We start from the raw sequence: 24,330 nt of genomic DNA on the forward strand, positions 1-24,330 counted from the left end.
TTGATATTTAGTACACAAAAGTCTTTGACAGTAGAAATAACTGTCAAAGACTTTCTTACATAGTGATGTTTTATTTGTCTCAAGAGCATTACTTGTTTCGCGATTTTCTTGATCGGATCATGAACAAAACTCACTTGTAGACTGTCGATATGACTTCAAAAAATTACCTTTATTACTCCATCCCCAAGCACCATGAGTATTACAAAAGTTTCTATACTACTTAGCTTCTTTACTTTAACCACAGCTTTTGCACAAGCTCAAGAAGACAAGCTTTCGCTCATCAAGTATGTTGATCCATTTATCGGAACGGCGAAAATGGGACACACCTATCCTGGAGCTACTGTGCCATTTGGCAGTATTCAACTTAGTCCTGACACGGACACCATACCTTATGCATACGAAGGAAAATACAACCCTGATGTATACCGGTATTGCGCGGGATATCAATATGATGATCCTACTATCGTCGGATTCAGCCACACCCATTTTAGTGGTACTGGACATGCTGATTTGGGTGATCTATTGATGATGCCTACGGTGGGAAAACTAAGGCTAAACCCCGGCACAGCAGATCAGCCAGACAATGGCTATAGGTCAAGATATGCTCATGATGAAGAGTCAGCATCACCAGCCTACTATCAGGTACTTTTGAAGGATTACGATATCAATGTAGAGTTGACGAGCAGCACCAGAGTAGGAATGCATAAATACACTTTTCCAAAAACTGATCAAGGCCATGTAATCCTTGACCTGAAGGCAGGAATCTACCCTTTTGAAGGGAAAAATGTATGGACTTTTATCAGAATAGAAAACGACAGTACAGTCACTGGCTATAGACAAACTCAAGGATGGGCCAGGACAAGGACAGTCTACTTTGCCTTAAAGTTCAGTAAACCTTTCAAATCTTATGGAAATGAAAAGTATGATGAAAAGCAAGTTTATAGAGGGTTTTGGGGCAGGTTTGATCAATCAAAAAACTTTCCCGAAATCGCAGGAAAAGAAATCAGAGCTTATTTCGACTTTGAGTTTGAAGAAAATAGTGATCCATTGATTGCTAAGATGGCCATATCACCAGTAAGTGCAGCAGGGGCTTTGGCTAATATGGAAGCAGAGATTCCCCATTGGGATTTTGAGCAAGTGAAGCGTGAGGGTGAAGCATTATGGGAGCAAGAATTACGCAAAGTGACTGTAGAAATGGACGATCCAGATGACATGTATAATTTTTACACGAGTATGTATCATGCATCTCTTGGTCCCACAGTGTACATGGATGCAGATGGCAGCTACAGAGGATTAGACCAAAACATACATCAAGCCGACGGATTCACCAATTACACCAGCTTTTCACTTTGGGATACTTACAGGGCGCTGCATCCCCTATTCAACATCATACAGCCAGAAAGAAATGCTGATATGATCAATTCTATGCTAGCCCATGCTGATCAAAGTGTACATGGAATGCTACCCATATGGTCTCACTATGCCAATGAAAATTGGTGCATGATCGGCTATCATGCTGTATCGGTAATAGCTGACGCCATGGCAAAAGGAGTCAAAGGCTTTGACCATGAGAAAGCACTCCAAGCTAGCATCAATACTTCAAACACAAACTATTTCGATGGAATCGGCGACTATGTAGCGCTAGGCTATGTTCCAGAAGATAAAAGCGGCTCATCAGTTTCGAAAACACTAGAATATGCGTATGATGATTGGGCTATCGCACAAATGGCAACTCAATTAAAAAAAGATTCAATCGCACAAATCTATAATCATCGATCAGAAAGCTATAAGAATGTCTACGATGAATCTATAGGGTTCACACGACCTAAGCTATCAGATGGATCTTTCCGTACTTCTTTTGACCCACTTGACACCCATGGACAAGGCTTTATAGAAGGCAACTCATGGAACTACAGTCTATATGTACCTCATGATCCGAAATCGCTCATCAAGATGATGGGAGGAAATGAATTGTTTATTCAAAGGCTTGACTCCTTGTTCACCATGGAGCTTCCTGATAAGTATTTTGAAAACACAGAAGATATCACCCGTGAAGGCATCATCGGGAACTATGTACATGGAAATGAGCCTTCACACCATGTGGTTTACCTGTACAACTGGACTTCTCAACCACAAAAATCTCAGGATAAAATCCGAAACATTTTAAAGACCATGTATCAAAACAGCCCTGATGGCTTGGGTGGTAATGATGATTTTGGACAGATGAGCGCATGGTATGTATTTAGTGCTTTAGGTTTCTACCCAGTAGCTCCTGGCGCTACCGAATATGCACTAGGCAGCCCATTGGTCAAAACTGCTTCTCTCCCACTATCAAATGGAAAAACCTTCAGAGTAGTTGCTAAAAATCAAGGGCCAGATCGTCCATTTGTAAAGGCAGTTTACCTCAATGGAAAAGAACTAAAAGAGCCTTTTATAGATCATGCGGACATTACTTCTGGTGGAGTCTTAGAATTCCATATGGATAAGAAGCCAAAAAAGACAAAATAAAACCCCTAAACTTTATAACTCATGCCCCTAAAAACCTTAAAAACATCTCGAATCATATGGCAGTATGGCTTGACCTGCGCACTTGCTTCATCTCTACTCATAGCTTGTGAAAAAAAAAATAAAACCGAAGAGGTGGAAGTTGAAAGTCAAGATACCAGAACCTCGGGAAACCCAATCATAGAAGGATGGTATGCTGATCCAGAAGCTATAATATATGATGATAACTACTGGATTTTCCCAACCTATTCAGCTCCATATGAAAAGCAGCTTCATTTTGACGCCTTTTCTTCCAAAAATCTAGTCGATTGGCAAAAACATGAAAGAATCCTCACATCTCAAGAAGTCAAGTGGGCAGAAAAAGCGATGTGGGCACCTGGTGTAATCCAAAAGAATGGAAAATATTACCTTTTCTTTGGAGCTAATGATGTACATGAAGGAGAAGTTGGTGGAATTGGTGTAGCGGTTGCGGAACAACCTGAGGGCCCATATAAAGACCTTATTGGCAAACCATTGATTCAAGAGATTTGGGATGGTGCCCAGCCTATAGACCAGTTTATCTTCAAAGAAGACGATGACACCTACTATATGTACTATGGAGGTTGGGGACATTGTAATGTGGTAAAGCTGAACGAGGATTTTACAGGTTTAGAACCATTTGAAGATGGAAGTTTACATAAAGAGGTAACTCCGAAAAATTATGTAGAAGGTCCATTTATGTTCAAAAAAGATGGCAAATATTACTTTATGTGGTCGGAAGGAGGCTGGACTGGTCCAGGTTACAAAGTAGCTTATGCCATAGCAGACAGTCCATTTGGGCCATTTGAACGCCAAGGAGTTATATTGGAACAAGATCCAGAAGTAGCCACTGGAGCTGGTCACCATTCGGTTTTGATTCATCCCGATGGAGAAAGTTATTATATGGTGTATCACAGAAGACCACTATCCGAAACTGACCAAAACCACAGGGTAGTATGCCTGGAACCAATGACATTTGATTCTCAAGGAAAAATCAATCCTATCAAACTTACCTTCGAAGGGGTCAAGGCTCACACAATATCTAAGTAAGGTGTTTGGATTGAAGATTTTTTCTTGAACATGGCATTTATTTTAACGTGGATTAAAAACTAAAAAATCTTTGCACAAAGAAAAAAAACTGCCCCCATAGTCTTTTATATGCATATAAAAACTTTGGGGGCAATTGTTTTTTTAACTTGAAAATATGATCAATTCATTTAAAAGATCAATCAATTGTAGTCAAAGGAGGTATATTACTCTCTGCTCCAGCGTAACCTATATTCTGGTTTATTCTTCCACGAGTATTGGTATTGATTGCGTTGGCAGGCACAGGCCAAAGCACATGAAAAGGACTCATTGTAAATAAGTTACCATGTCTTGTCCTAACACCCTTGTTATAGAAGTCAGATTTTTCCATTACCCTATCATAAAAATAGTTGTCAGTAGAAAAGTTTTCAAGGTTATAAGTTTTTCCAGAGGCTGTTGGTTTTCCAGTCTTTGCATAAATATATGCAACCCTAGTAAGCTCAGTTTTTCTAGGTTCTTCATAGAACAACTCTCTAGTCCTTTCATCCAAAATTGTTTCCAGATTCATATCCTCCACGCCATATGGATCACACCCTGCCCTAGTTCTTACTTGATTTACATCATCAGCGGCAGCAGATAAGTTATCTAACCAGTAGTGAGCCTCTGCTCTTAATAAATAAGACTCAGCCAGTCGGAAAATATACCAATCAGAATGTCCCCCTTGAGGTTGAACTCTTTGAGGATCCGGAATGAATACTTTATAATGAGGCCAAGAGTACCAACTTCTAATTGAGTCAGATGTAAGTAAAACACCAGCATCATTACGCATACGTAAGTTTTGTCCATAATCAGGATCTGAATTCTGAAGAGCTGGATTATTATACACCAAATCCTCCATATTCATCCAATTTCCAGGAGCATGTCTCAAGTCTTTTTCATCATCCCAAACAGTATTCATTGAGTACCAATTGCCACGAGTTCTCCCTATTCCTCTACCTATTTGTAACACTTGAGCAATGGGGTCTGTTGCAAGATCAGTAGTTCCTCTGTTTCCTGATGGAGTATTAATGTTTACACTCCAAAAAGGCACAGCTTGTCTCATGGATGTAGTACCTCCAGAGTTTCCATCAGTATCAATTCTATCCATAACCAATAAAATAGCTTCAGTATTTATATTGCTTGATTTGTTATCCGGTCTATGGAGATCCCAAATTACATTTCTATTTGGATCATTTGCATTCACTCCAAACCGATCTCTCATCAAGCTATATGGGCCTTCGTCTATCAACCTAGACGCAGAAGCTGCCGCGTCTTGAAACTCACCAAGTGCTAGGTTTACTTTTGTCAAAAGGTGTTGAATGGCACCTTTAGGCACTCTTCCTCTATCCATCACTTCAGGTACCCATTCTTCAGCAAATTCTAAGTCTTCCTTCATTTTCCTAAGGATTACTTCTCTTTGGGTGGAATAAAAATCCAATTTAGGCTCTCTAATTTCTTCTAAGATTAATGGAACGTCACCAAATTGGTGGGTAAGCTTATAATACCTCAATGCCCTATGAAAATATGCAGTGCCCAAAATATGATTTCTTTCTGCTTCAGACTGATAGTCTTCAGGTTCATCAATTCTTGAGATGACCACATTAGCGTATTTGATACCTTTGAAACCTTCAAACCAATACCAGCCAATTTTATTATAATCTATATGGTTCAATTGAGCATCTGGTGTAAGAATCAAATTCAAATCTTGCGGTGGACTTGACTTATCTGTAGTACCATCTACTGCAATATCTGTAAGAACAATCTCAGTATGAATGGGTGGATTATCACCAGTCCACTCATGCCTCATGTTGCGCTCACAAGCAACTATAGCTCCCCATAACCCACTAGCGACATCATACGTATTTTCAGGAGCATAAAATGATAAAGGTCGCGGTTCTAACCATTCTTCACTACAACCAAGCATGCATATTAGTAAAAAGCATGTTGCAACTTTTTTTATTGGGTTTATTTTAAATATGTTCTTCATGATAAACTTCTTTTTAGATTTGATTAAAGCGTCAAGTCAATTCCCATAGTAAATAGTCTTGGTACAGGTCCAGAATTCTCAGGATCCCAAAAACCCCACTCTGGAGCAAAAACTCCAACATTTCGGACATTCCCATAGAGCCTAAGGTTTTCTATCTTGAATTTTTGAAGTGTTTTCTTAGGTACTGTGTAGGATAATGATACATTCTCTAATCTTACAAATGATCTCAATCTATAAACATTAAATCCACTGGCTCCACCTTCGCTTGAATTGAGTCTAGCCCATTCATTGGAAGGATTCTCTTCAGTCCAGTATGGTGTTATGTATGCATTAGTTCTATCTAAAAAGCCATCTCTATTTTTCATTTGATTAAATGATCCCATATGACCCAAATAGGAGTACATCATCACTCCAATTTCAAAGTTTTTGTAAATTCTAAAATCATTTCTCAAACTAATTCTAAACCTAGGCTGAGTATAACCTTGAAATTGACGATCCGCATTTGTAAACTGTCCATCTCCATCCACGTCGATGACCTTATAATCCCCAGGTCTTACTCCATATTCAGCAGCCTCTGCCGCTTCATGTACTTGCCAAATTCCATCAGTTTTATAATGCCAAATTCTGTCAATTGCTTGACCTATAAACCACTGATTAGCAAAATCATCAAGCTCATTTCCATTTTCATCCAAATCTCCATAAAGGCTTTTTATAACGTTTCTGTTCATTTGGAAATTTCCAATAGAGGTCCATGAAAAATTATTCCTACTTATATTTCTAGACGTTAATGACAATTCTAATCCTCGATTTTGGACTTCACCAAGATTATCATATACCCAACTGAATCCGAGAATATCTGGCAAGCTACGCTGAACCAATAAGTCTGTTGTGGACATGGTATAAGCTTCAATTGTACCATCTAGCTTATTTTGCAAAATTGAAAAATCAAGACCAATATTGATTGCTTGTGTTCTCTCCCATCTTAACCTTGGATTTTCCATCCTATTAACATACAACTGGTTAACAAAGTAAAGCTCTCCATTCGGTCTCTGGTAAAAATATTTACCAGTGGCTAAATCTGAAAGTGCATCATATCTTCCAATATCCCTATTTCCATTACTGCCCCAAGACAATCTCAACTTACCATAGTCAAGCCAATCTAAGTTTATAAAATTCTCATCTGAAAACAACCAACCAACAGCGGCAGAATAAAAAGTAGCTCTAGGATTTAGTTGACCAAATGCGGAATACCCATCCCTTCTTATAGACATGGTAGTAGAATACTTACCATCATAGCTATATATTAATCTTCCCATCAAAGCATCTCCAGTGCTATATTGGTCATGGCTTGAAATTAAAGGGTTGATACCTGCATCAATCTTAGAAAAACCTAACCTGTCATGAGGTTCAAAACCGTTGTTTGACATGGTATTATCCCAACTTTGAAACTGCTCTGCATTTGCCAATAAGGTTACGTTAAAATCGTGTTTCTCCGCAAACTGTTTTTGCCAGGTCAGGATATTATCAATTTGCCAATTATAAACTTTACGTTGTTGGCGAGAAGCATTACCTCCTCTTTCTGCCCATTCAACATGTGCTGCTGACTCATGATTATATCGCTCGTAAAACTCAAACCTGGGTGTAAAATTAGTCCTGAAAGAAAACCCATAAGGTAAATCAAGAGCTGCATAAAGCGTGGAATTAATGGTAAACTCTCTTTGAACCCTGTCTATGTATGTTCTATCATAAGAAGGGTGCTTTCCCCCACTCTGCTCATTATTGGGTCTCCACTTCAAAGATCCATCTTCTTCAAATTCTGTCCCCCACGGGGAAAGTGTTCTAATAGCTCCCCAACCAACAGGCACTTGGCTCTCATCTCTATTGGCAAATTGGGTGTTCATACCTACTGTCAGGAACTTATTAACCTTTCCTTCTAAATTAACCCTTGACCTAAAAGTTTTAAACTCATCTCCTATCACAACACCTTGGTTGTTCAAATACCCCAATGACCAGAAATACTTAAAATCATCTTTGCTACCTGACAAACTAACGGTATGATCTTGCCTCAACCCCGCTTGAAAAACCCTATCGTACCAGTTCACTGACTGACCATTGAAATAATTTTCAATCTCATTAGGCTGTAAATTCAGCCTTTGCAGCCATACAGCCACAGGGTCACCTGCAGACCCATCATATCCGAGCCACTGGTCCATAGAAATATGACTTGGAAGATTTCTAGGATCCGAAAACTGATGCTCTCCAAATCCTCCCCCAGCAAAAGTACTTTTTTGAACCTCTTCCCTGTATGAAATAAAGCCTTCTGGACCATACACTTCAGGGAATCTTGAATTTACTCCCAGTCCAATGTTGGAATTAATATTAATCATTGATCTACCCTCTTTACCTCTTTTTGTATTGATTAATATAACACCACTTGCTGCTTTAGCGCCAAAAACAGCAGCTGCACTTGCATCTTTTAAAACTTCTAAGGTTTCGATATCATTGGGATTAATATCAGCCAATTGTCCGTAGTAAATTGCACCATCCACGACCAGCAAAGGACTATTTCCTGCATTTAAGGAAGTTCTTCCTCTTACTTCTAAAGAACCTCCTCCTTTTGCATCCGTGTTTAATCCAACGTTTAGTCCCGCTGCATTGCCTCTCAAAATGTCTTGTACTGAATTCGGATTCTCGTTTTTGAGCATATCATTCTTTACTGTCGATACAGCACCTGTGATATCTCTCTTTTTCGCCGTTCCATAACCTATCACTACTACTTCCTCAAGATCGGATGTGTTAGATTGCATATGTACATCCAAGACCGACTGGTTTGCTACTACTCTTTCAATGACATCAAAGCCAATAAAAGAAAAAGTCAATGTTGCTCCCTCTGGAACATTGATAAGGTACTTACCATCCAGGTCTGTAACAACCCCATTGGTTGTTCCCTTTACCATTACTGTAACTCCAGGTAATGGCAGTTCTGTTTCATCGAATACTGTCCCTGTAACAGTAGACTGTTGTCCAAGTGCCCAGGTTGAAGACACGAGAAGCAGGAATAGCAATATCCAACTCCTGCTGTAAAATTTCTGTTTCATAAATTTGGGGTTTAAATGTTTTGACATATAGAATCAATTTTAGCTTGATTCCACACCCAATGTAAATGGTTATTGCTAAATTAATTTAGCAAAATGTTATTTTGTCCGCAATCGATTTCGTAAAACATTTCAACCAGCATTCAACAAAGAATACATTTTAAAAAATGGCGTGTCCTTACTTCCATTGCGATCAGATTGAGACCTTAAAATATCCTACCAAAGATCAATTACTAAGTTTTTCAGAAAATTGAATCCGCTGAAAAGTAAAGAACATGATCATTTAAGCACAACTTGATTTAATGATTTGATAATTGGGTTTCTAATTTAATTTTGAAAATTTGAAATTAATTTTAGCGTCTCTGTAATCAGTGTACCTAATGGAATTTTCGGATGAATCACTTTTCTTGCTTATCAAAAAAGGAGATGTAAAATCTTTTGAAAAATTATTTGATAAATATTACAATCAACTAGTAACACAAGCTTTTGCTAGGGTAGAAAACTGGAATGTTTCTGAGGATATCGTACAAGACATTTTCATCGACTTGTGGCAAAAAAAAGAGAAAATTAACATTCAAAGTAGTTTGAAAGGATATCTTCTCAGTTCTGTTAAATACAAAGTTTATAGACACATTGATCAGGCACGAATAACTGATTCACTAAAAGAACACCATGATTTAAGTTATGCTATAACTGGTGATATTTTAACTTTTGAAGAACTATATGAAGAGTTAAATCATTTGTTAGATAAACTTCCTTTAAAAGAACAAGAAGTTTTTAGATTGAGCAGATTTCAGCAGTTAACTACAATGGAAATAGCCGAAAAATTGAACTTGGCACCCCAGACTGTACATAACAAAATGTACCAAACTTTAAGGTTTTTAAGAGCTGAGCTAAAACACCACCTTCTTTTACTTTGATTCACTTTTTACACACTAAGCGTGAAATACTTCATTATTTTACCTGAATACATTACAGAATCATTAACACCTTTTTATTTTCATAACTTTTTGATAATCGAATTTCGAGGTAAGAACTGTGCTTGAAGGACACTTCATTATGTCAAGATAATGAAATGAAAAATCAATTTGAACGTCAAAAAGCTATACAAATCCTTATCGCTAAATCACTTAGAGGTAAATTAGATCTAAAGGAAAAAGAAATTCTTGATCATTGGTATGAACAACAAGGTGATAAGGTGATCTATAAGGGATCGATTGAAAAAAAGCTCAATAAAAAAAGGGCTTTCAAAAAAGTAGAAAAAAAGCTTTTTGGAAGCAATCCAAAAATTCCATTTTGGATTAAGGTTGCCGCCTCAATAGTGTGCATTTCGATGATGATGTATTTACTAAGCAATTCAATTCAAACTCAAGAAGCAGGCACTAATGATTACAACCTAGGTTTTAGAAAAATCGAGAATGAAAATGGAATGAGAAAGCAAGTTATTCTATCTGATGGATCAAAAGTTCTATTAAATGGAAAAAGCACTTTGAGTATCCGTCAAAATTTTGCAAAAGAAAGAATTGTATTTCTATCTGGTGAAGCATTCTTCGAAGTAATGTCTGACAGCCTTAAGCCATTTAGAGTTTTTACAGATTTAACTATTACAGAAGTGTTAGGCACCACATTCAGCATCAAAACACATGGTGCTGCAAATGAAAAGATTGCCGTTAACCAAGGTAAAGTAAAAGTCACCTCAAAATCCCAAGACCATAACCAAAATATCAAGAGTAAAACCCTTAATGCTTCAGAAGCTGTAGAATATTCTCTTACTGACGGACTAAGTAAAGTCAATCAAATTGATCCAAAAACCACATTTGGTTGGGTTAATGGTGTATTATATTTTGAGAACAAGCCGATTTTGGAGGTACTGGAAACACTTGCAGGCTGGTATGGGCTAGAGGAAACAGATTTCAGTCAAGTCAATACAGATTGCAAGGTAACAGGGAGTTACACTAAAGTTACTTTAAAGGAAATACTAGAATCTATAAAATACGCAACTGAAATAAACTATGAGCTTAATGGGAAAAAATTAAAAGTAAAACAAGGAAAATGTAAAGGGTGAAGCTATTGCCGTAGCTACACCCTAAAATGATCAGCAATCAAGGAAAATTTGAAAAACCAATCTTAACAAAAATATGAAAAAAAAGATACTTACGAATCTTTTTATGAAGATTACTATGCACACTATCATCGTCAGCACCCTATTCTATTTGGGAAGTGGCGTAGTCTGGGCATTCAATACTGAGGATCAAGAGTTAAAAAATACCAAACTGGTATTTAGAGAACAATCGATCAATTTAAAATCCTTAATTGGGAAAATTGAACGCGAATCCGATTTCAGATTTGTATACGAAGAGTCTATTGATTTAAGTAAGCAATTAGAAATGCCTAAAGCCCATATAAATCTAGAACAAACTTTAGAGATAGTAAGTGGGCAGCTTAACCTTAAATTCAAGCAAATCAATCACACAATATCTGTACACAACAATTTTAAAGATAGTGATGCAAAGCAAGCAGCGCTAGAATTGATAACAGGTAAAGTGATGGATACTTCCGGAGAACCAATTCCTGGAGCGACGATAATTGTTGAGGGTAGTTCTTTAGGAACGGTTACAGATTCTGAGGGGAACTTTTCTTTGGAAGTCCCACCAGGCGGATCATTGGTTGTATCATTTATTGGGTATAAATCTATTCGTGTAGAAGTGGGTAATCGAACAAACATTCAAGTAACTATGTCAGACGATGAAACTTCATTAGAGGAGTTTGTTGTAGTGGGGTATGGTTCAGTTGAACGTAGAGAACTTACAGGTTCAATTTCCTCCATATCAAGAAAGGACATTATAGCAGAGCCTATTTACTCCTTTGAAGGGATATTACAAGGAAAAGCAGCAGGGGTAGATGTAGTTGCTGACAGCTATAGACCCGGCGCCGGGGCAACAGTAAGGATAAGGGGTTCCAGATCCCTTGTGGCAGGAAATGATCCGCTCATCGTAATGGATGGAGTACCTATAGATGGCAATTTGATGGATATCAACCCTTCAGATATCGAGTCTATTGAAGTATTAAAAGATGCATCAGCTACTGCAATTTACGGATCAAGAGGATCAAATGGCGTGATCCTAGTCACGACAAGAAGAGGTTACAGTGGTGGAACACAAATAGAATACAGTGCATTCTATGGAGTTCAAAATATGTCTAACAGAGTGGACTTGATGTCAGCAGATCAATATATTGAAATGAACAGAGAAGCAGCTAGACATCAGGGAACTTATACGACAGACGAGACACTTTTTCTAGATTGGGAGCTTGAAGCCATCCAGAGAGGAGTAGATACTGATTGGCAAAAAGAAGCTTTTCAAACTGGTTTTCAACAAAATCATCAGTTAAGTGTAAGAGGAGGAACAGAAGACACAAGATATGCTATTTCTGGAACTTACTTAGACCATAAAGCAATAGTCTCAAACAATGATTTTTCAAGGTTTGTAGGAAGAGTAAATCTCGACCAAGATGTTTCGAAAAGCGTAAGAGCAGGAGTATCAGCTCAAGTTACCAGAAGTGTTGAACATAGAGGTGGCGATTTTAGAGAACTGGTACTACGGAGCCCTTTAGATTGGCCAGCAAGAGCCGAAGGCGCACTTGGTAGCGAGTTCGCTGTAGGAGAAAATTTCCCCACATTGGCATTAGACAGAAATCTTTTTATAGACAGGAGGGATAGAACCAGAGTTGTCTCAAACCTCTTTGGGGAAATTGATGTTGTGGATGGGCTTAGTTACCGATTTAACTTTGCACCTGACCTAACATTTTATGACCGTGGCACACATACATGGCAAACTTCAACGGCAAGTGTAAGCAACTCAAAGTCCAATAATATTTTGTTTGAGAACATTGTAAATTTTGACAAATCTTTTGGAGAAAATCATAAAATAAAAGCAACTGGACTATACAGTGTGCAATCTTACACAGAAACTGGTGCCTCAATATCTGTTCGTGGACTCCCATTTGAACAACAAAGGTATCACAACATAGGCACTGCAGAAGAGACCACTGCGAGAAGTTCGTTTCTCAATGAATGGCAGCTTGAATCTTACATGTTAAGGTTGAACTACTCCTTGATGAATAAATATTTGTTTACCCTAACAGGTCGTGTAGATGGATCTTCCAGACTTGCTGAAGGTAATAAATACGGGCTATTTCCATCGGCAGCATTTGCTTGGTTGATCGATCAGGAAGACTTCTTTAAATCGCAGAGTAAGATTGATGAATTAAAACTTAGAATGAGTTATGGAGAAGTTGGGAACACGGGGATAAATCCTTACCAGACTCAAGGTAGGGTTCAAAGAGTAGGCTATGCCTTCGGAGATCAATCAGTTTTTGGATTTCAAAGTGCAGAATTAGCAAACAGTGCCTTAAGATGGGAAAGAACAAGACAAGTTGATCTAGGTATTGACTTTGGATTATTCTCTGGAAGAATTGCTGGAACCATTGGAGTATATCAACAAAATACGCTTGACCTATTGATGAATCGCCAACTTCCTCCAACATCTGGGTTTGTAAGTGTTTTAGAAAACGTTGGAGCCACGCGCAACAGAGGATTTGAATTCAACTTAAGCGTAGTCAATTTTGAATCAAATAGACCTGGCGGATTCAGGTGGTCTACAGATATTATTTTTCATACCAATAAGAACCAAATTACTGAATTGTACGGTGGCAAAGAAGATGATCCAGGAAACAGGTGGTTTATTGGTCAGCCTATAAATGTCTATTTCGATTGGGAGTTTGAAGGTATCTGGCAAGAAAGTGAAAGGTCCTTAGCGGCGGAATTTGGACATGAGCCAGGTGATATCAAATTGAGAGACATCAATAACGATGGAAGGATTGACGCTGCCGATAGAGTGATTTTAGGTTCTGATGTCCCCTCTTGGACAGGTAGTATAAACAACAGGATGTATTACAAAAATTTTGACCTGGCATTCTTTGTCTACACTACTCAAGGCATTACCATATTTAGTGAGGCTGGGGGGACGTCTTTAGGAGGAATGATAAACCTAAGAAGAGGCTATAACCTTAACTCTAGAAATATAAGTTATTGGACTCCTGAAAACCCTAGCAACGAGTTTCCTAGACCCAGAGTGAGAGGACATGATTATTCAACCCCTATGGGATATTTTGATGCCAGTTTTGTAAGGGTGAGAAATATCACGCTTGGTTATAGCCTTCCAGCCGAAAAAGCTGAAAGAATAAAAATTAGTCGTGCTAGAGTATATGGAGGGGTACAAAACCCATTCACTTTCACACAATTCCCTGGATTAGATCCTGAAGGTGCCAGGAATCACGACATGCCGAATTATAGAACATTCTTAGTAGGGATTGAACTAGGATTTTAAATAAAAAAATCATGAAAAATTTCAAATACTTAGGAGTAATAATCCTTTTGTTAAACTCATGTGTGGATTTAACAGAAAATATGATTACTGATACTGTAGCAGATGTTCAGTTTTCAACCCCAGAAGGTATCGATGAAGCATTAATAGGAGCATATCAGCCCCTGAGATGGTTTTATGGAAGAGAACCAGGAATGCTTATGAATTTGTACGGTACAGATTTATTCCAAGAGGGACAAAGTTACAATTCATGGTGGGACAGTTATGGACCAGGACTTAACGCGTCTACTAGACTTGAACCCTCTGGTGATGTCCTTGTATGGGAACACTTTTACAGAGGAATAAACTACGCAAACACAGTAATTAGCAGGGCTGAAAGTATTATAATTGACCAAAATCAACGGAATTTGAAAATTGCAGAAGCCAGGTTCTTAAGAGCACATTATTACTTTGTGCTTGTTCAGCATTTTGGAGCTATTCATTTGACATTAGAAGAAACTAGAGGTGTAGAGTTGGAAGCTTTCAGGACTCCGGTTGATGAAATTTACGAAGCTATTATCCTTGATTTAGCGTACGCTTCAGAACACTTACCTATTCAACAAGTGCAGTATGGCAGACCAACAAAATATGCAGCTATCAACCACTTAGCCAAGGTATATCTGACTATACAAAACTGGGAGAAGGCTGCAGCGTTGGCTATTGAAGTTATTTCAGAAGGGCCATATCAATTGTTAGCTAATTATGCAGACATCTTTGATCCATTTAATCAAAGACATTCAGAAGTTATCTGGTCAGTACAGTGGGGTGACAATCCAGAAGTAAACAACCCTGGAAATGAATTACAAAGATTCTTCTCTCCTAGGCAATGGTTGCTCGCTGGGTTGATTGGTGATGATACTTATCATGTCGGAATAGCCCGTTTCTGGCCAACTGACTATGCCTTGACAGAATTATTTGGAAATGATTACAGAACAATGGAGCTGAATATCAGAAATGATTCTAGATACCAAGCGACGTTTAAAGAAGTTTGGGAGTATAATGATGCGCCAAATATCCCTGCAGGAAAATCCATCGGTGATACTGCAGCATGGTTCACAAATGATCCTATCATGCAAGAACTAACTGATGCGCAAGTTGCCGCCCTGCCTTATCGGTTAATTCGTATCAAAGACAGAAATGACGTTTTCTCCCCTGCTGTTCAAAAACACAGATACCCATATCTAAGAAATAATGGTAGGGATTATATGTACATGAGACTAGGAGAAACCTACCTTATTGCAGCTGAGGCATTGATGATGCAGGGCAAGCTAAATGAAGCAGCATCGTACTTCAACGCTGTCAGAGCCAGAGCTGCTTTTTCAGGTGCTAGCATCCCTCTTATCACACCTGAGCAGCTAAATATAGATCAAATCTTGGATGAAAGAGGAAGGGAACTGGCAGGTGAATTACACAGATGGACGGACTTAAAAAGGACCGGGAAACTACTTGAAAGGGTGAGAAAACACAATCCAAATGCTGCTCCAAACATCAGAGAATACCACCAGCTTCGACCAATACCACAAACTCAAATAGATAGAACACAAAACGAGTTCGGGCAAAACCCAGGATACTAAAGTAATTCAACTCAAAAACAAGTGACTATACATACAAGCTTAAAAATGTAATAAAGTCCTAAAAACCGTAAGAGAATATTGTAATTGATTGATTTATAGCACCAATACTCCCAGGCTTCACTCGCTTATTTATAATAATTGATTGCTAGTCAATAAAAACCTGAAAGGTCTGCGGATTTTAGGAAAGCATTAAAAGTTATACGCTGAAAAATGCGAATCAAGGTTGATTCGCATTTTTTTATTTTATCATAATTTAATTTGCCTCAAGCATCCAATTATGATTTCTGTACCTTAACTTTCAGAACATTTTTTTAGCACCTCACCTTAAATCAAAAAACCATGAAAGACTTCTTCCTGGAGTTATTCGAATATAACTTCCATTCCAATCAAAAACTGATCGCAATTTTCAATCAAGAGCACCACAAGCTATCTGGAAAAGCTTTGGAACTATTCAGCCATATCCTTAATGCACATCAGATCTGGAACAATAGGATCAACCCAAGGCAAAAACCTTTTGGAGTTTGGCAAATACAAGATCTTAATGATTTCAAAAACCTTGATCAAGCGAACTATGAGCAATCTAAAGAAATACTAGAAGCATTCGATCTTTTGAGAGTTATTGATTACAAAAACTCTCATGGACAAGCTTTTAGCAATAATGTGAAATACATCCTATTCCACATCATAAATCACTCAACCTACCATAGGGCTCAGATCACTTCCGAATTAAGAGCTTGCGAAATAGAACCTATCAGCACTGATTTTATTTGGTACAAGAGATGAATACAAGGTTAGCAGACATTCATGATCTGGATGAAATTAGAAAGCTGTTTGTAAACACTATTGAGAACATTTGCCATGCAGATTATGATTCTTCACAAATCAAAGCTTGGACTTCCAGTGTTGAAAATCATCAAAGATGGCTTGATGTAATCAATGACCAATTCACCTTAGTATCAATTTCAACTGGAAAAATCACTGGTTTTTGCTCGGTAGCTAGGGGCAATCACATCGATTTTCTTTTTGTTCATCACCTGCATCAAGGTCAAGGTATCGCCAAGCATTTGTACGACTTGGTCGAATCAAAAGCTAGAGAATTAGGGTACATGAAGCTAACAGCTGAAGTAAGTAAAACTGCGCTTCCATTTTTTCAAAAAGTTGGATTTTCTACTATCTCTGAGAACTTCATCCAAAGAAAAGGAATAGAGTTGATGAATTACAAAATGGAAAAAGCATTGTTCTGATACAGCGGTTTGAGATTATATGCAAAGTCAATTTTGAAGGATTGAGGACTTATGCAGGAGTATTCAAAGAACCCTCCTTTCCTTATGCAGCCTCTGAGATGTCATTGATAAAGGTCTCTATGAAATCAAGGATTTTAGCCTTGATGCAGGTGGAAATCGGTTGTCATCTTTATGCTTTGTGAAATGATTTTTAAGAACGAGGTCTTTGCCTTTGCTCAATTCCTCTTCAACGCTTGCCAGCGTTTTGACCAAACTAAAAGAGGAAAGATACAAAATAGTTAAAGGGCTTGAAGAAACTTATCGCAAGCTAGTGGAATTCAAAAAAGCGAAGAATAGTCCATTGGTTGTCGTGAGAAATGGTGAAATCGTGGAGATTGACCCATTTGATGTGCAACCAACTATTTCGTATAAGCGTGGTCAAGGTTGATTCCTCAGCTTAAATTTTACTTTTTTTAAAAAACTTACAACCAAAAAACTTCGAGGTTTTTAATGGGTATAAAAACAAAAAAGAGGTCGTTTCTGACTTCTTTTTTGAATTGGCTCCCCTTATCAACGATAGTTGCAACCGGAGTAGAGTATTTTTTGTTTTACAAAGAGGACATGAAGGAGTTTAGTAAATAATACTTTTACTCAGCAAGATTGTAAGAAGTAATCGGTCTAATAATATCTTAATGGATTGGATAAAATGATGATAGATAGTAAAGTGTATATTTGTATTGAATGAAGAAACTTTACATTAAAGCAGGTTGTAATGGTGCAGGTAAAACTACTCCTTCCTATACAATTTTGCCTGAAATCTTGGACTGTAAAGAATTTGTTAACGCGGATGAAATTGTAAAAGGAATCTCTCCTTTCCAACCAGAAAAAACTGGTATTGAAGCAGAAAGGTTTATGTAGAAAAGAATCAAAAAGTTATAAGAGTCAGGGGAAAATTTTGCTTTTGAAGCGACGCTTTCTACATGGAGTTATGTGCAATTTGTTGAAAGAGCAAAGGAATTAAATTGTCAGGTAACCTGTTTGTTTTTTTGGTTAGATTCCGATGACTTGGCAGTTTCAAGGGTAGCAAGGCGAGTAAAAGAGGGCGGACATCATATACCTGAAGATGTTATCAGGAGAAGATATAAAAGCGGTCTTGAGAATTTTTTCAGATTATTTCTGCCCAAAGTAGATAACTGGTTATTTGTAAATAATTCTGGAGACACTTATGAAATAGTGGCAGAAGGAGGGGTTAACAACGTCACAATTAATAACGAAGAATTGTGGGAAAGTTTAAAACAAAAATATTATGGAGACTAAAGAGCAATTAAAAGAGGAAAGAGACAAAATAGTTAAAGGGCTTGAAGAAGCTTATCGCAAGCTAGTGGAATTCAAAAAAGCGAAGAATAGTCCATTAGTTGTCGTGAGAAATGGTGAAATCGTGGAGATTGACCCATTTGATGTGCAACCAACTATTTCGTATAAGCGTGGTCAAGGTTGATTCGTCAGCTTAAATTTCACTTTTTTTAAAAAACTTACAACCAAAAAACTTCGAGGTTTTTAATGGGTATAAAAACAAAAAAGAGGTCGTTTCTGACCTCTTTTTTGTATTAGCTCCCCCTCTAGGGCTTGAACCTAGGACCCCATGATTAACAGTCATGTGCTCTAACCAACTGAGCTAAGGAGGAATTTTTTATGTTTTTCGCTAACCCTTTCCGTTAACGTGATGCAAACATAACAGGATGTTTGATTTTTTCCAAACCCTATTCTTAAAAAAATTTACCTTAAAAACTCAATTTTCCATTTTCACCTATGAATCAGCCACTTATTTTTTTTCATTTTTTGGAAAATTTCCCCCTCTAAATTTTCCGTCTCTTCGTCATATGCCTTCTTTATCAAGTTTTGAGTGTTATACTTATAACATTTTCCTTTCTCATGTGACAAAAAAATCTTTATCTTTCTCAATCAAAAACTTAATAAAACCCATGAAAATTCACATAACCTTCTTTGCACTTTTACTACTAACTTCACTTAGTGTATTGGCACAGCAACAAGTAAAAGTAGCCTGTGTAGGCAATAGTATCACACAAGGCCCTGGCAGAGACCATCCAGATAGCTATCCACTACAACTTCAAGAACTCCTAGGTAAGGATTATTTGGTGAAAAATTTTGGTGTTAGCGGTAGAACACTTTTGAAGAATGGTGACTTCCCTTACTGGAATGAACCTCAATTTGATGAAGTGAAGGCATTTTCTCCTGAAATCTTAATCATCAAACTGGGCACCAATGATTCCAAACCTCAAAACTGGAAGTTTAAAGATGAGTTCAAAAGTGATTACATTGACTTAGTCAATACTTTAAAAGAAAGCATGCCAGAAAATGGTCGCGTTTACATTTGCATCCCTGTGCCTGTAGCAGAAGACAATTGGGGTATCAATGAAAAGGTAATGATCGAAGACATCAAACCTCTCCTTCTCGAAATAGCTGAAGCTACTCAATCCACAATCATCGACTTACACACTCCACTCAGCAAGCTTCCTGAGCTACTTCCTGACGGTGTACATCCCAACAAAGAAGGGTTAGGAATCATGGCAAAAACCATTGCTTCAACTATCTCTATCCATGCCACAAAAGAGTAATAACTCATCAAGAAAGTCTTACAGAATTCTAACTTCATAAGCTTCCTTGAACAAAAGGATAATTCCTATTCCCTAAAATCTTTAATCATTTCTAATACAGGTGACCTGGACATCCCTCCTGGATTGAGTCCGGGCTCACCTTCTGGAATTGCAACACCTAGTTTTTCAAAATAGTCCACCCAAACTGAGAATACCTCCCCTGTCTCTGGATCTTTATAAGTCATAGGTTCTGGCATAAATAGATCTTCCTGATCATTTGCTGCCTTGAATGAAAAATGTATCAATTCCGAGCAATAAAAAGCATCATTTTCAAAATCAAATACACTATCGTAAGGCTTGCCAAGATGCTTTTTACCCTCAGCTATGGCTTTTGGGATCAAATGTTGATATGAATCCTTTAGCCTTCCTACCATTACTTTTGGCTTCCCATGCTCATCAAGGTGCTTGCTCATAAAATCATCAATTGTTGTAAGCACCACACCCCTTCCGACTGCTTCCAAAACATACCAATCTTCTCCTTCTTTTGTCAGTATTCCATTATGAGAAAAACTATTCCCATCAAACCCATGCGTCACCTTTCTAATGGCATCACAGAAATCTCCACAATCACCATCTTGAAACAATATATCTCCTTCCTGAAATTCAAATGATGACTTACAGGCTACAAAAGCCAAAGATAAAAAGATGAAAAACCTTGAAAACGAGCTTACCATATAAATATTTCCCTTCAATCTATTAGACCCTAAAACTATCGGCATTATAAATCAATCGATTACAACGTTCTTTTGCGGATTTTAGGTAGCCATCAAAACAGCTGCTTTACAAACTTCAATAACTGGGCAAAGATTCATTAACAGCTAGATAACCAAAAAGAAAAACAGTAAAGATACTCCTAGAATGAGGATCATTTTCTTTGATTTATCCTTGACTGCTTCTGTGATTTTCCTTTTCCTAAGTACCAAAACAGCAATGCTTAATCCAAAAAACTGCAAAGCAATGCCAACACCATTGAGTAACCCCATAGGTGCATCAATAAGATGATACTGCGTGTTCCCTAAAGCCAATAAGCATAAAACTATCCCAGTAATTCCAAATATAAATGAGCGCTGCAAAAGCAAATCCTCATCTTTTTCCATCCAATTCATATATTTTCTTTTTCCTTAAGATCATTTTTGTAAAAACTTACTAGACCAAGCTATTACTTTTTACTTTTAGCCTTTTGCTTTTCAAAGTATTGCTCGATTTCTTGTAGGTTCATGGCATTGAGCGTCATGGCTGAGGTAAGCCCTCCCTTTCTACCCACAAGCACACCATACCTCATATCTGCATAACCTTCCATGGCATGAGCATCAGGATTGACTGACAACTTAACCCCTTGCTTGAGGGCATAATGAACCCATCTCCAATCCAGGTCAAGCCTCCATGGATTTGCATTGATCTCGATGGCTACATTATGGGTTGCACATGCATCTATGATCACTTTGTGGTCTACTGGGTAGCCTTCTCTGCGGAGCAAAAGTCTGCCAGTAGGATGACCTAGTATCGTAGTATAAGGATTTTCGATGGCTTTGAGTAATCTCGCAGTAGCACGCTTGCGATCCATAGACAAGGCTGAGTGGATAGAAGAAACTATAAAATCAAAACTTGCTAATACATCCTCAGGATAGTCTAAGCTACCATCTGTTAGAATATCACTTTCGATACCTTTAAAAATCTTAAATGGAGCCAATTCTTTGTTGAGTTCATCTATCTCACGCTGTTGCTTTTGGACTTTTTCTATATCCAGACCTCCTGCATAGCTAGCTGTTCTACTATGATCAGAAATGCCCAAATATTCGTATCCTAAAGATTTACAATGCTCAGCCATTTGCCTCAGCGTGTGTTTACCATCACTGTAAGTAGAATGATTGTGTAAAATCCCTTTCAAATCATCCTCTTCCAAGAGTTTTTCCCCTCCTTCACTTGCCCATTCGAATTCAAAAAAACCTTCTCTCAACTCCTCAGGAATCCGCGGCAAGCCTAATGCTTGGTAAGCTGCCTCTTCTGAATCATATTTCTCCTTTGAGAGTATGCTTGCTAGAGTTTGATTTTCTTTTGCAGGATAAATCAAATGAGCTTTACTTCCTATTCGAAGCAACTTTTCATTTATAAAGTCTTTCTTCTGAGTGAAATGAATAACTAATTGGAGATCAATGGATGAAAAACTGCCCCTCCACTTATATGGACTACTCCTTTTAACATCCCGATTTATAGCCTCTATAGCTTCCAAGCTCTTAATCACTAAAACTCGATCTTCAGCCGCTATCAAAAGTTCTATCACTTCCACAATCTCCATTTTCCTTGCAAATTCACCAACAAAGTCAATTTGGCCAACGCCTTCAAGTCTCTTGATGGTATTTACCAAATCCAGCACTTGATCTTCTACATCAGCATATAGCCATTTCCCAGAATTGGAAGCTTTGAACGCTAATGCTTGGATGATACTCTCTTGGGTTTTTTCCCCAAAGCCCTTAGCCTTGGCCACTTGTCCAGACTGACAAGCTTCCAATAGCTCATGAGTAGAAGTAATACCCATTTCTTGCCAAAGTATTTTGACCTTCTTGGGACCTAGGCCTTTGACTTCTAATACCTCTAGAATCCCAGTTGGTGTTTTTTCGAGTAATTCACCTAAGCTTGTGTGACTCCCTTCATTTTCTAATGCAAAAATCACCTCGGCGATACTCTTCCCAATACCTGAAATCTGCTGTAATTCAGCTATTGATTTTCCTATTACATTTATATCCTCCCCTCTCTCCAAAATATTGACAGCTGTCTGGTAGCTTCGGATTTTGAAACTGTTTTCATCGTGAAGCTCCATGAGCTTGATCATGAGCTTAAGTTTTCTAACTATTTCTTTCTGATCCAAGGTTTCTAAATTGGTTTGTTGTAGATATTGACAAATGTCCGTATTAATTGTTTCAAAATAAAATCTTAAGCAGTATCTTAAGCATGAATGTTCGAATTGCGATCTCCAAAAGTAAAATCAACTATGAAGAGAAATATTATACTTGGTGTTATCTTGATCTTGCTACACGCAGAGTCAATGGCACAGGTCAAATTCACCGACCGAGTTGAACTTGAGGTGAAGTATGCTGAGAATGATTTTATGACGATGTTCACTCCAGAAGGACTTATTGCTTTTAGGTCTAATAAAGAAAAGGGATTGAGTAGCCAAACTTACTTTGAATTAGTAGGAATTGACAATGATCTTAATCCTAAAGAAATCAGTAAAACGCCAGTCAAATCAGGATATGAACTGATCGGTTACGACTGGCATAAGGGGTACATCTATGCCTTATTCCAAAAAGGAAATTCCAACATAAGTGAAGACCGTTACATCCTGAAGATAGACATCAATAGTCCGAAAAACACTGAAATCTCTATAAAAAATGTTTTAGACATGAGTTTAAAAGAGTTTTTTGTAATGGATGATAAGTTAATTTTCATGGGTGATTCAGAATCTTTACCCGTCATCCAATTGTTTGATTTGGAAACTTCCAATGTCATCACAGCACCTGGAATTTATTCAAAAAATTCAAAAATTTTGCAATTGAGACGAGATGAGGAGTTAGGTGTCATAGATGTCTTGATCAGTAAAAGAGACCAATTCAAGACCAAACAGGTGCTTATATTGACATTTGATCTTGAAGGAAACAAAATCCGTGAAGTGAATATAGATGGACTCAAAGACCCCAAAATAGAAATCATAGAAGGGATCCTGACGCCTATGAATTCATACCAACAATCATTGATAGGCACTTATGGAAAGAAGAGACAAGAGGCATATCAAGGTATCTACTTGACAGAAATCAATGAGTTCGGAGAGCTTGACAATAGCTATTTTACACTTGAGAATCTTGAGAATTTTTACAATTACTTGCCTGAAAAAACTAAAGAGAGAAGAAAGAAAAGTCTTGAGAAAAGTCTAAAAAAAGGTGTTGTCCCAGCTATAAGACCCGTTCTCTCTACTCGAGAAGTCATTACACTAACAGATGGGTATTTGATATATTCAGACTTATTTACGGCGAATAACCCGCGCTATGCACCAAGAGACGGCATGTATGCCAATAGTCTCTACAGGTACAATCCCTATAACCCATATTTCAACAACATGTTCTTTGACCCTTATATGGGCTACAGAGGCATGCCTGGAGGAGCTAATTTTAACAACATGAGAGAGGGAGAGTACAAATTTCAAGCTGCACACCTGTTTCATGTTTCTTTTGATGGAGAAATCATCTGGGAAAATGCCATCAGACTTACCAATAAATTAACGCCAAACCCAAGTAAGTTTGGGGAGATCAGTTACATAGACAATAAACTTCACTATATGTTCTTAGATGGTAAACAACTTTCCCTCACCTACATGGTCAATGGAGAAAAATTATTTGAAAATGAGCTGTTTGACATAGAACTGGTGAATGAAAATGAAAGAATAAGAGATACAAATGAAAACAGCTTGATGTTGCAATGGTGGTATGATAATTTTTATTTACTCTCTGGCAAGCAATCCGTTAAGTATCAAGATGCACAAGGGAAACAAAATGTTAGAGATGTATTTTTTATCACAAAAATCGAAGTGAATGGTGATTTATTTGAGTTTGAGGAAGATGATTAAGCTCGAAAGCCAGACTCATAAAATCGGGTAGGAGAAACGGGATTAATTCCCGTTTCGACCTCCCACACCACCGTACGTACCGTTCGGTATACGGCGGTTCCTTGCTTTACGCCCTCTAAGAGAACGGGTTGACGTTGTTTTCAGTTA

The 24,330-nt window shown here is 37.8% G+C and carries 19 protein-coding genes and 1 tRNA gene; 14 read left to right on the top strand and 6 right to left on the bottom strand.

The window, feature by feature from the left end:
• The first annotated feature begins 192 nt into the window (after positions 1-192).
• Both MM239_RS13605 and MM239_RS13610 read left to right on the top strand, forming a co-directional pair.
• Complete coding sequence (locus MM239_RS13605; RefSeq protein ID WP_241348796.1) at positions 193-2,508, top strand: GH92 family glycosyl hydrolase; 2,316 nt, start codon at positions 193-195, stop codon at positions 2,506-2,508.
• Between the two features lie 21 nt (positions 2,509-2,529).
• On the top strand, positions 2,530-3,573 hold the full coding sequence (locus tag MM239_RS13610) for a glycoside hydrolase family 43 protein (RefSeq protein WP_241348797.1): 1,044 nt from the start codon (positions 2,530-2,532) through the stop codon (positions 3,571-3,573).
• 175 nt (positions 3,574-3,748) lie between these two features.
• Here the strand turns inward: MM239_RS13610 and MM239_RS13615 are convergent, their stop codons facing one another.
• Both MM239_RS13615 and MM239_RS13620 read right to left on the bottom strand, forming a co-directional pair.
• A complete protein-coding gene (locus MM239_RS13615) occupies positions 3,749-5,575 on the bottom strand; it encodes a RagB/SusD family nutrient uptake outer membrane protein (RefSeq protein WP_241348798.1) in 1,827 nt (608 codons plus the stop codon).
• Between the two features lie 23 nt (positions 5,576-5,598).
• A complete protein-coding gene (locus tag MM239_RS13620) occupies positions 5,599-8,673 on the bottom strand; it encodes a SusC/RagA family TonB-linked outer membrane protein (protein WP_241348799.1) in 3,075 nt (1,024 codons plus the stop codon).
• A gap of 377 nt (positions 8,674-9,050) precedes the next feature.
• On the opposite strand from MM239_RS13620, the gene MM239_RS13625 reads away from it, so the two are divergent.
• The 10 genes from MM239_RS13625 to MM239_RS13670 all read left to right on the top strand — a co-directional run bounded on the left by MM239_RS13625 (position 9,051) and on the right by MM239_RS13670 (position 18,388).
• Positions 9,051-9,590: an RNA polymerase sigma-70 factor gene (locus tag MM239_RS13625; RefSeq protein WP_241348800.1), complete on the top strand. Its 540-nt coding sequence runs from the start codon at positions 9,051-9,053 to the stop codon at positions 9,588-9,590.
• Between the two features lie 155 nt (positions 9,591-9,745).
• Positions 9,746-10,735 carry a FecR family protein gene (locus MM239_RS13630; protein ID WP_241348801.1) on the top strand — a complete coding sequence of 330 codons (990 nt, stop codon included), beginning with the start codon at positions 9,746-9,748 and terminating at the stop codon, positions 10,733-10,735.
• Between the two features lie 73 nt (positions 10,736-10,808).
• Positions 10,809-14,057, top strand: coding sequence for a SusC/RagA family TonB-linked outer membrane protein (locus MM239_RS13635; protein WP_241348802.1), 3,249 nt, complete (start codon positions 10,809-10,811; stop codon positions 14,055-14,057).
• Between the two features lie 11 nt (positions 14,058-14,068).
• Positions 14,069-15,667 (top strand): RagB/SusD family nutrient uptake outer membrane protein, encoded by a 1,599-nt coding sequence (locus MM239_RS13640; protein ID WP_241348803.1) that lies wholly within the window; start codon positions 14,069-14,071, stop codon positions 15,665-15,667.
• Between the two features lie 339 nt (positions 15,668-16,006).
• Positions 16,007-16,450, top strand: coding sequence for a DinB family protein (locus tag MM239_RS13645; RefSeq protein WP_241348804.1), 444 nt, complete (start codon positions 16,007-16,009; stop codon positions 16,448-16,450).
• Positions 16,447-16,911 (top strand): GNAT family N-acetyltransferase, encoded by a 465-nt coding sequence (locus MM239_RS13650; protein ID WP_241348805.1) that lies wholly within the window; start codon positions 16,447-16,449, stop codon positions 16,909-16,911. The genes MM239_RS13645 and MM239_RS13650 overlap by 4 nt, the downstream gene beginning before the upstream one ends.
• A gap of 244 nt (positions 16,912-17,155) precedes the next feature.
• On the top strand, positions 17,156-17,338 hold the full coding sequence (locus tag MM239_RS13655) for a hypothetical protein (protein WP_241348806.1): 183 nt from the start codon (positions 17,156-17,158) through the stop codon (positions 17,336-17,338).
• Positions 17,339-17,631: 293 nt separating this feature from the next.
• The gene (locus tag MM239_RS13660; RefSeq protein ID WP_241348807.1) at positions 17,632-17,808 is read left to right on the top strand and encodes a hypothetical protein; all 177 of its coding nucleotides are present in this window, start codon (positions 17,632-17,634) and stop codon (positions 17,806-17,808) included.
• Between the two features lie 147 nt (positions 17,809-17,955).
• Positions 17,956-18,207, top strand: a complete 252-nt coding sequence (locus tag MM239_RS13665; RefSeq protein WP_241348808.1) for a hypothetical protein — start codon at positions 17,956-17,958, stop codon at positions 18,205-18,207.
• Entirely contained in the window at positions 18,197-18,388 is a 192-nt protein-coding gene (locus MM239_RS13670) for a hypothetical protein (RefSeq protein ID WP_241348809.1), read from the top strand. Before MM239_RS13665 ends, MM239_RS13670 begins: the two co-directional genes overlap by 11 nt.
• A 113-nt stretch (positions 18,389-18,501) precedes the next feature.
• On the opposite strand, the gene MM239_RS13675 is transcribed toward MM239_RS13670, so the two are convergent.
• Positions 18,502-18,575 (bottom strand) — tRNA-Asn (locus MM239_RS13675).
• Positions 18,576-18,872: 297 nt separating this feature from the next.
• On the opposite strand from MM239_RS13675, the gene MM239_RS13680 reads away from it, so the two are divergent.
• Positions 18,873-19,526 carry a GDSL-type esterase/lipase family protein gene (locus MM239_RS13680; protein WP_241348810.1) on the top strand — a complete coding sequence of 218 codons (654 nt, stop codon included), beginning with the start codon at positions 18,873-18,875 and terminating at the stop codon, positions 19,524-19,526.
• Between the two features lie 65 nt (positions 19,527-19,591).
• Here the strand turns inward: MM239_RS13680 and MM239_RS13685 are convergent, their stop codons facing one another.
• The 3 genes from MM239_RS13685 to MM239_RS13695 form a co-directional block, all read right to left on the bottom strand.
• Complete coding sequence (locus MM239_RS13685; protein ID WP_241348811.1) at positions 19,592-20,200, bottom strand: YiiX/YebB-like N1pC/P60 family cysteine hydrolase; 609 nt, start codon at positions 20,198-20,200, stop codon at positions 19,592-19,594.
• A gap of 183 nt (positions 20,201-20,383) precedes the next feature.
• Positions 20,384-20,671 carry a hypothetical protein gene (locus tag MM239_RS13690; protein WP_241348812.1) on the bottom strand — a complete coding sequence of 96 codons (288 nt, stop codon included), beginning with the start codon at positions 20,669-20,671 and terminating at the stop codon, positions 20,384-20,386.
• A gap of 53 nt (positions 20,672-20,724) precedes the next feature.
• Complete coding sequence (locus MM239_RS13695) at positions 20,725-22,395, bottom strand: helix-hairpin-helix domain-containing protein (protein ID WP_241348813.1); 1,671 nt, start codon at positions 22,393-22,395, stop codon at positions 20,725-20,727.
• A 159-nt stretch (positions 22,396-22,554) separates the two neighbouring features.
• Between MM239_RS13695 and MM239_RS13700 the strand changes: the two genes are divergently transcribed.
• On the top strand, positions 22,555-24,183 hold the full coding sequence (locus MM239_RS13700) for a transcriptional regulator (RefSeq protein ID WP_241348814.1): 1,629 nt from the start codon (positions 22,555-22,557) through the stop codon (positions 24,181-24,183).
• The last annotated feature ends 147 nt before the right edge of the window (positions 24,184-24,330 follow it).

The sequence above is a fragment of the Belliella filtrata genome (genome assembly GCF_022549775.1).
In the GTDB taxonomy this organism is placed as follows: domain Bacteria; phylum Bacteroidota; class Bacteroidia; order Cytophagales; family Cyclobacteriaceae; genus Belliella; species Belliella filtrata.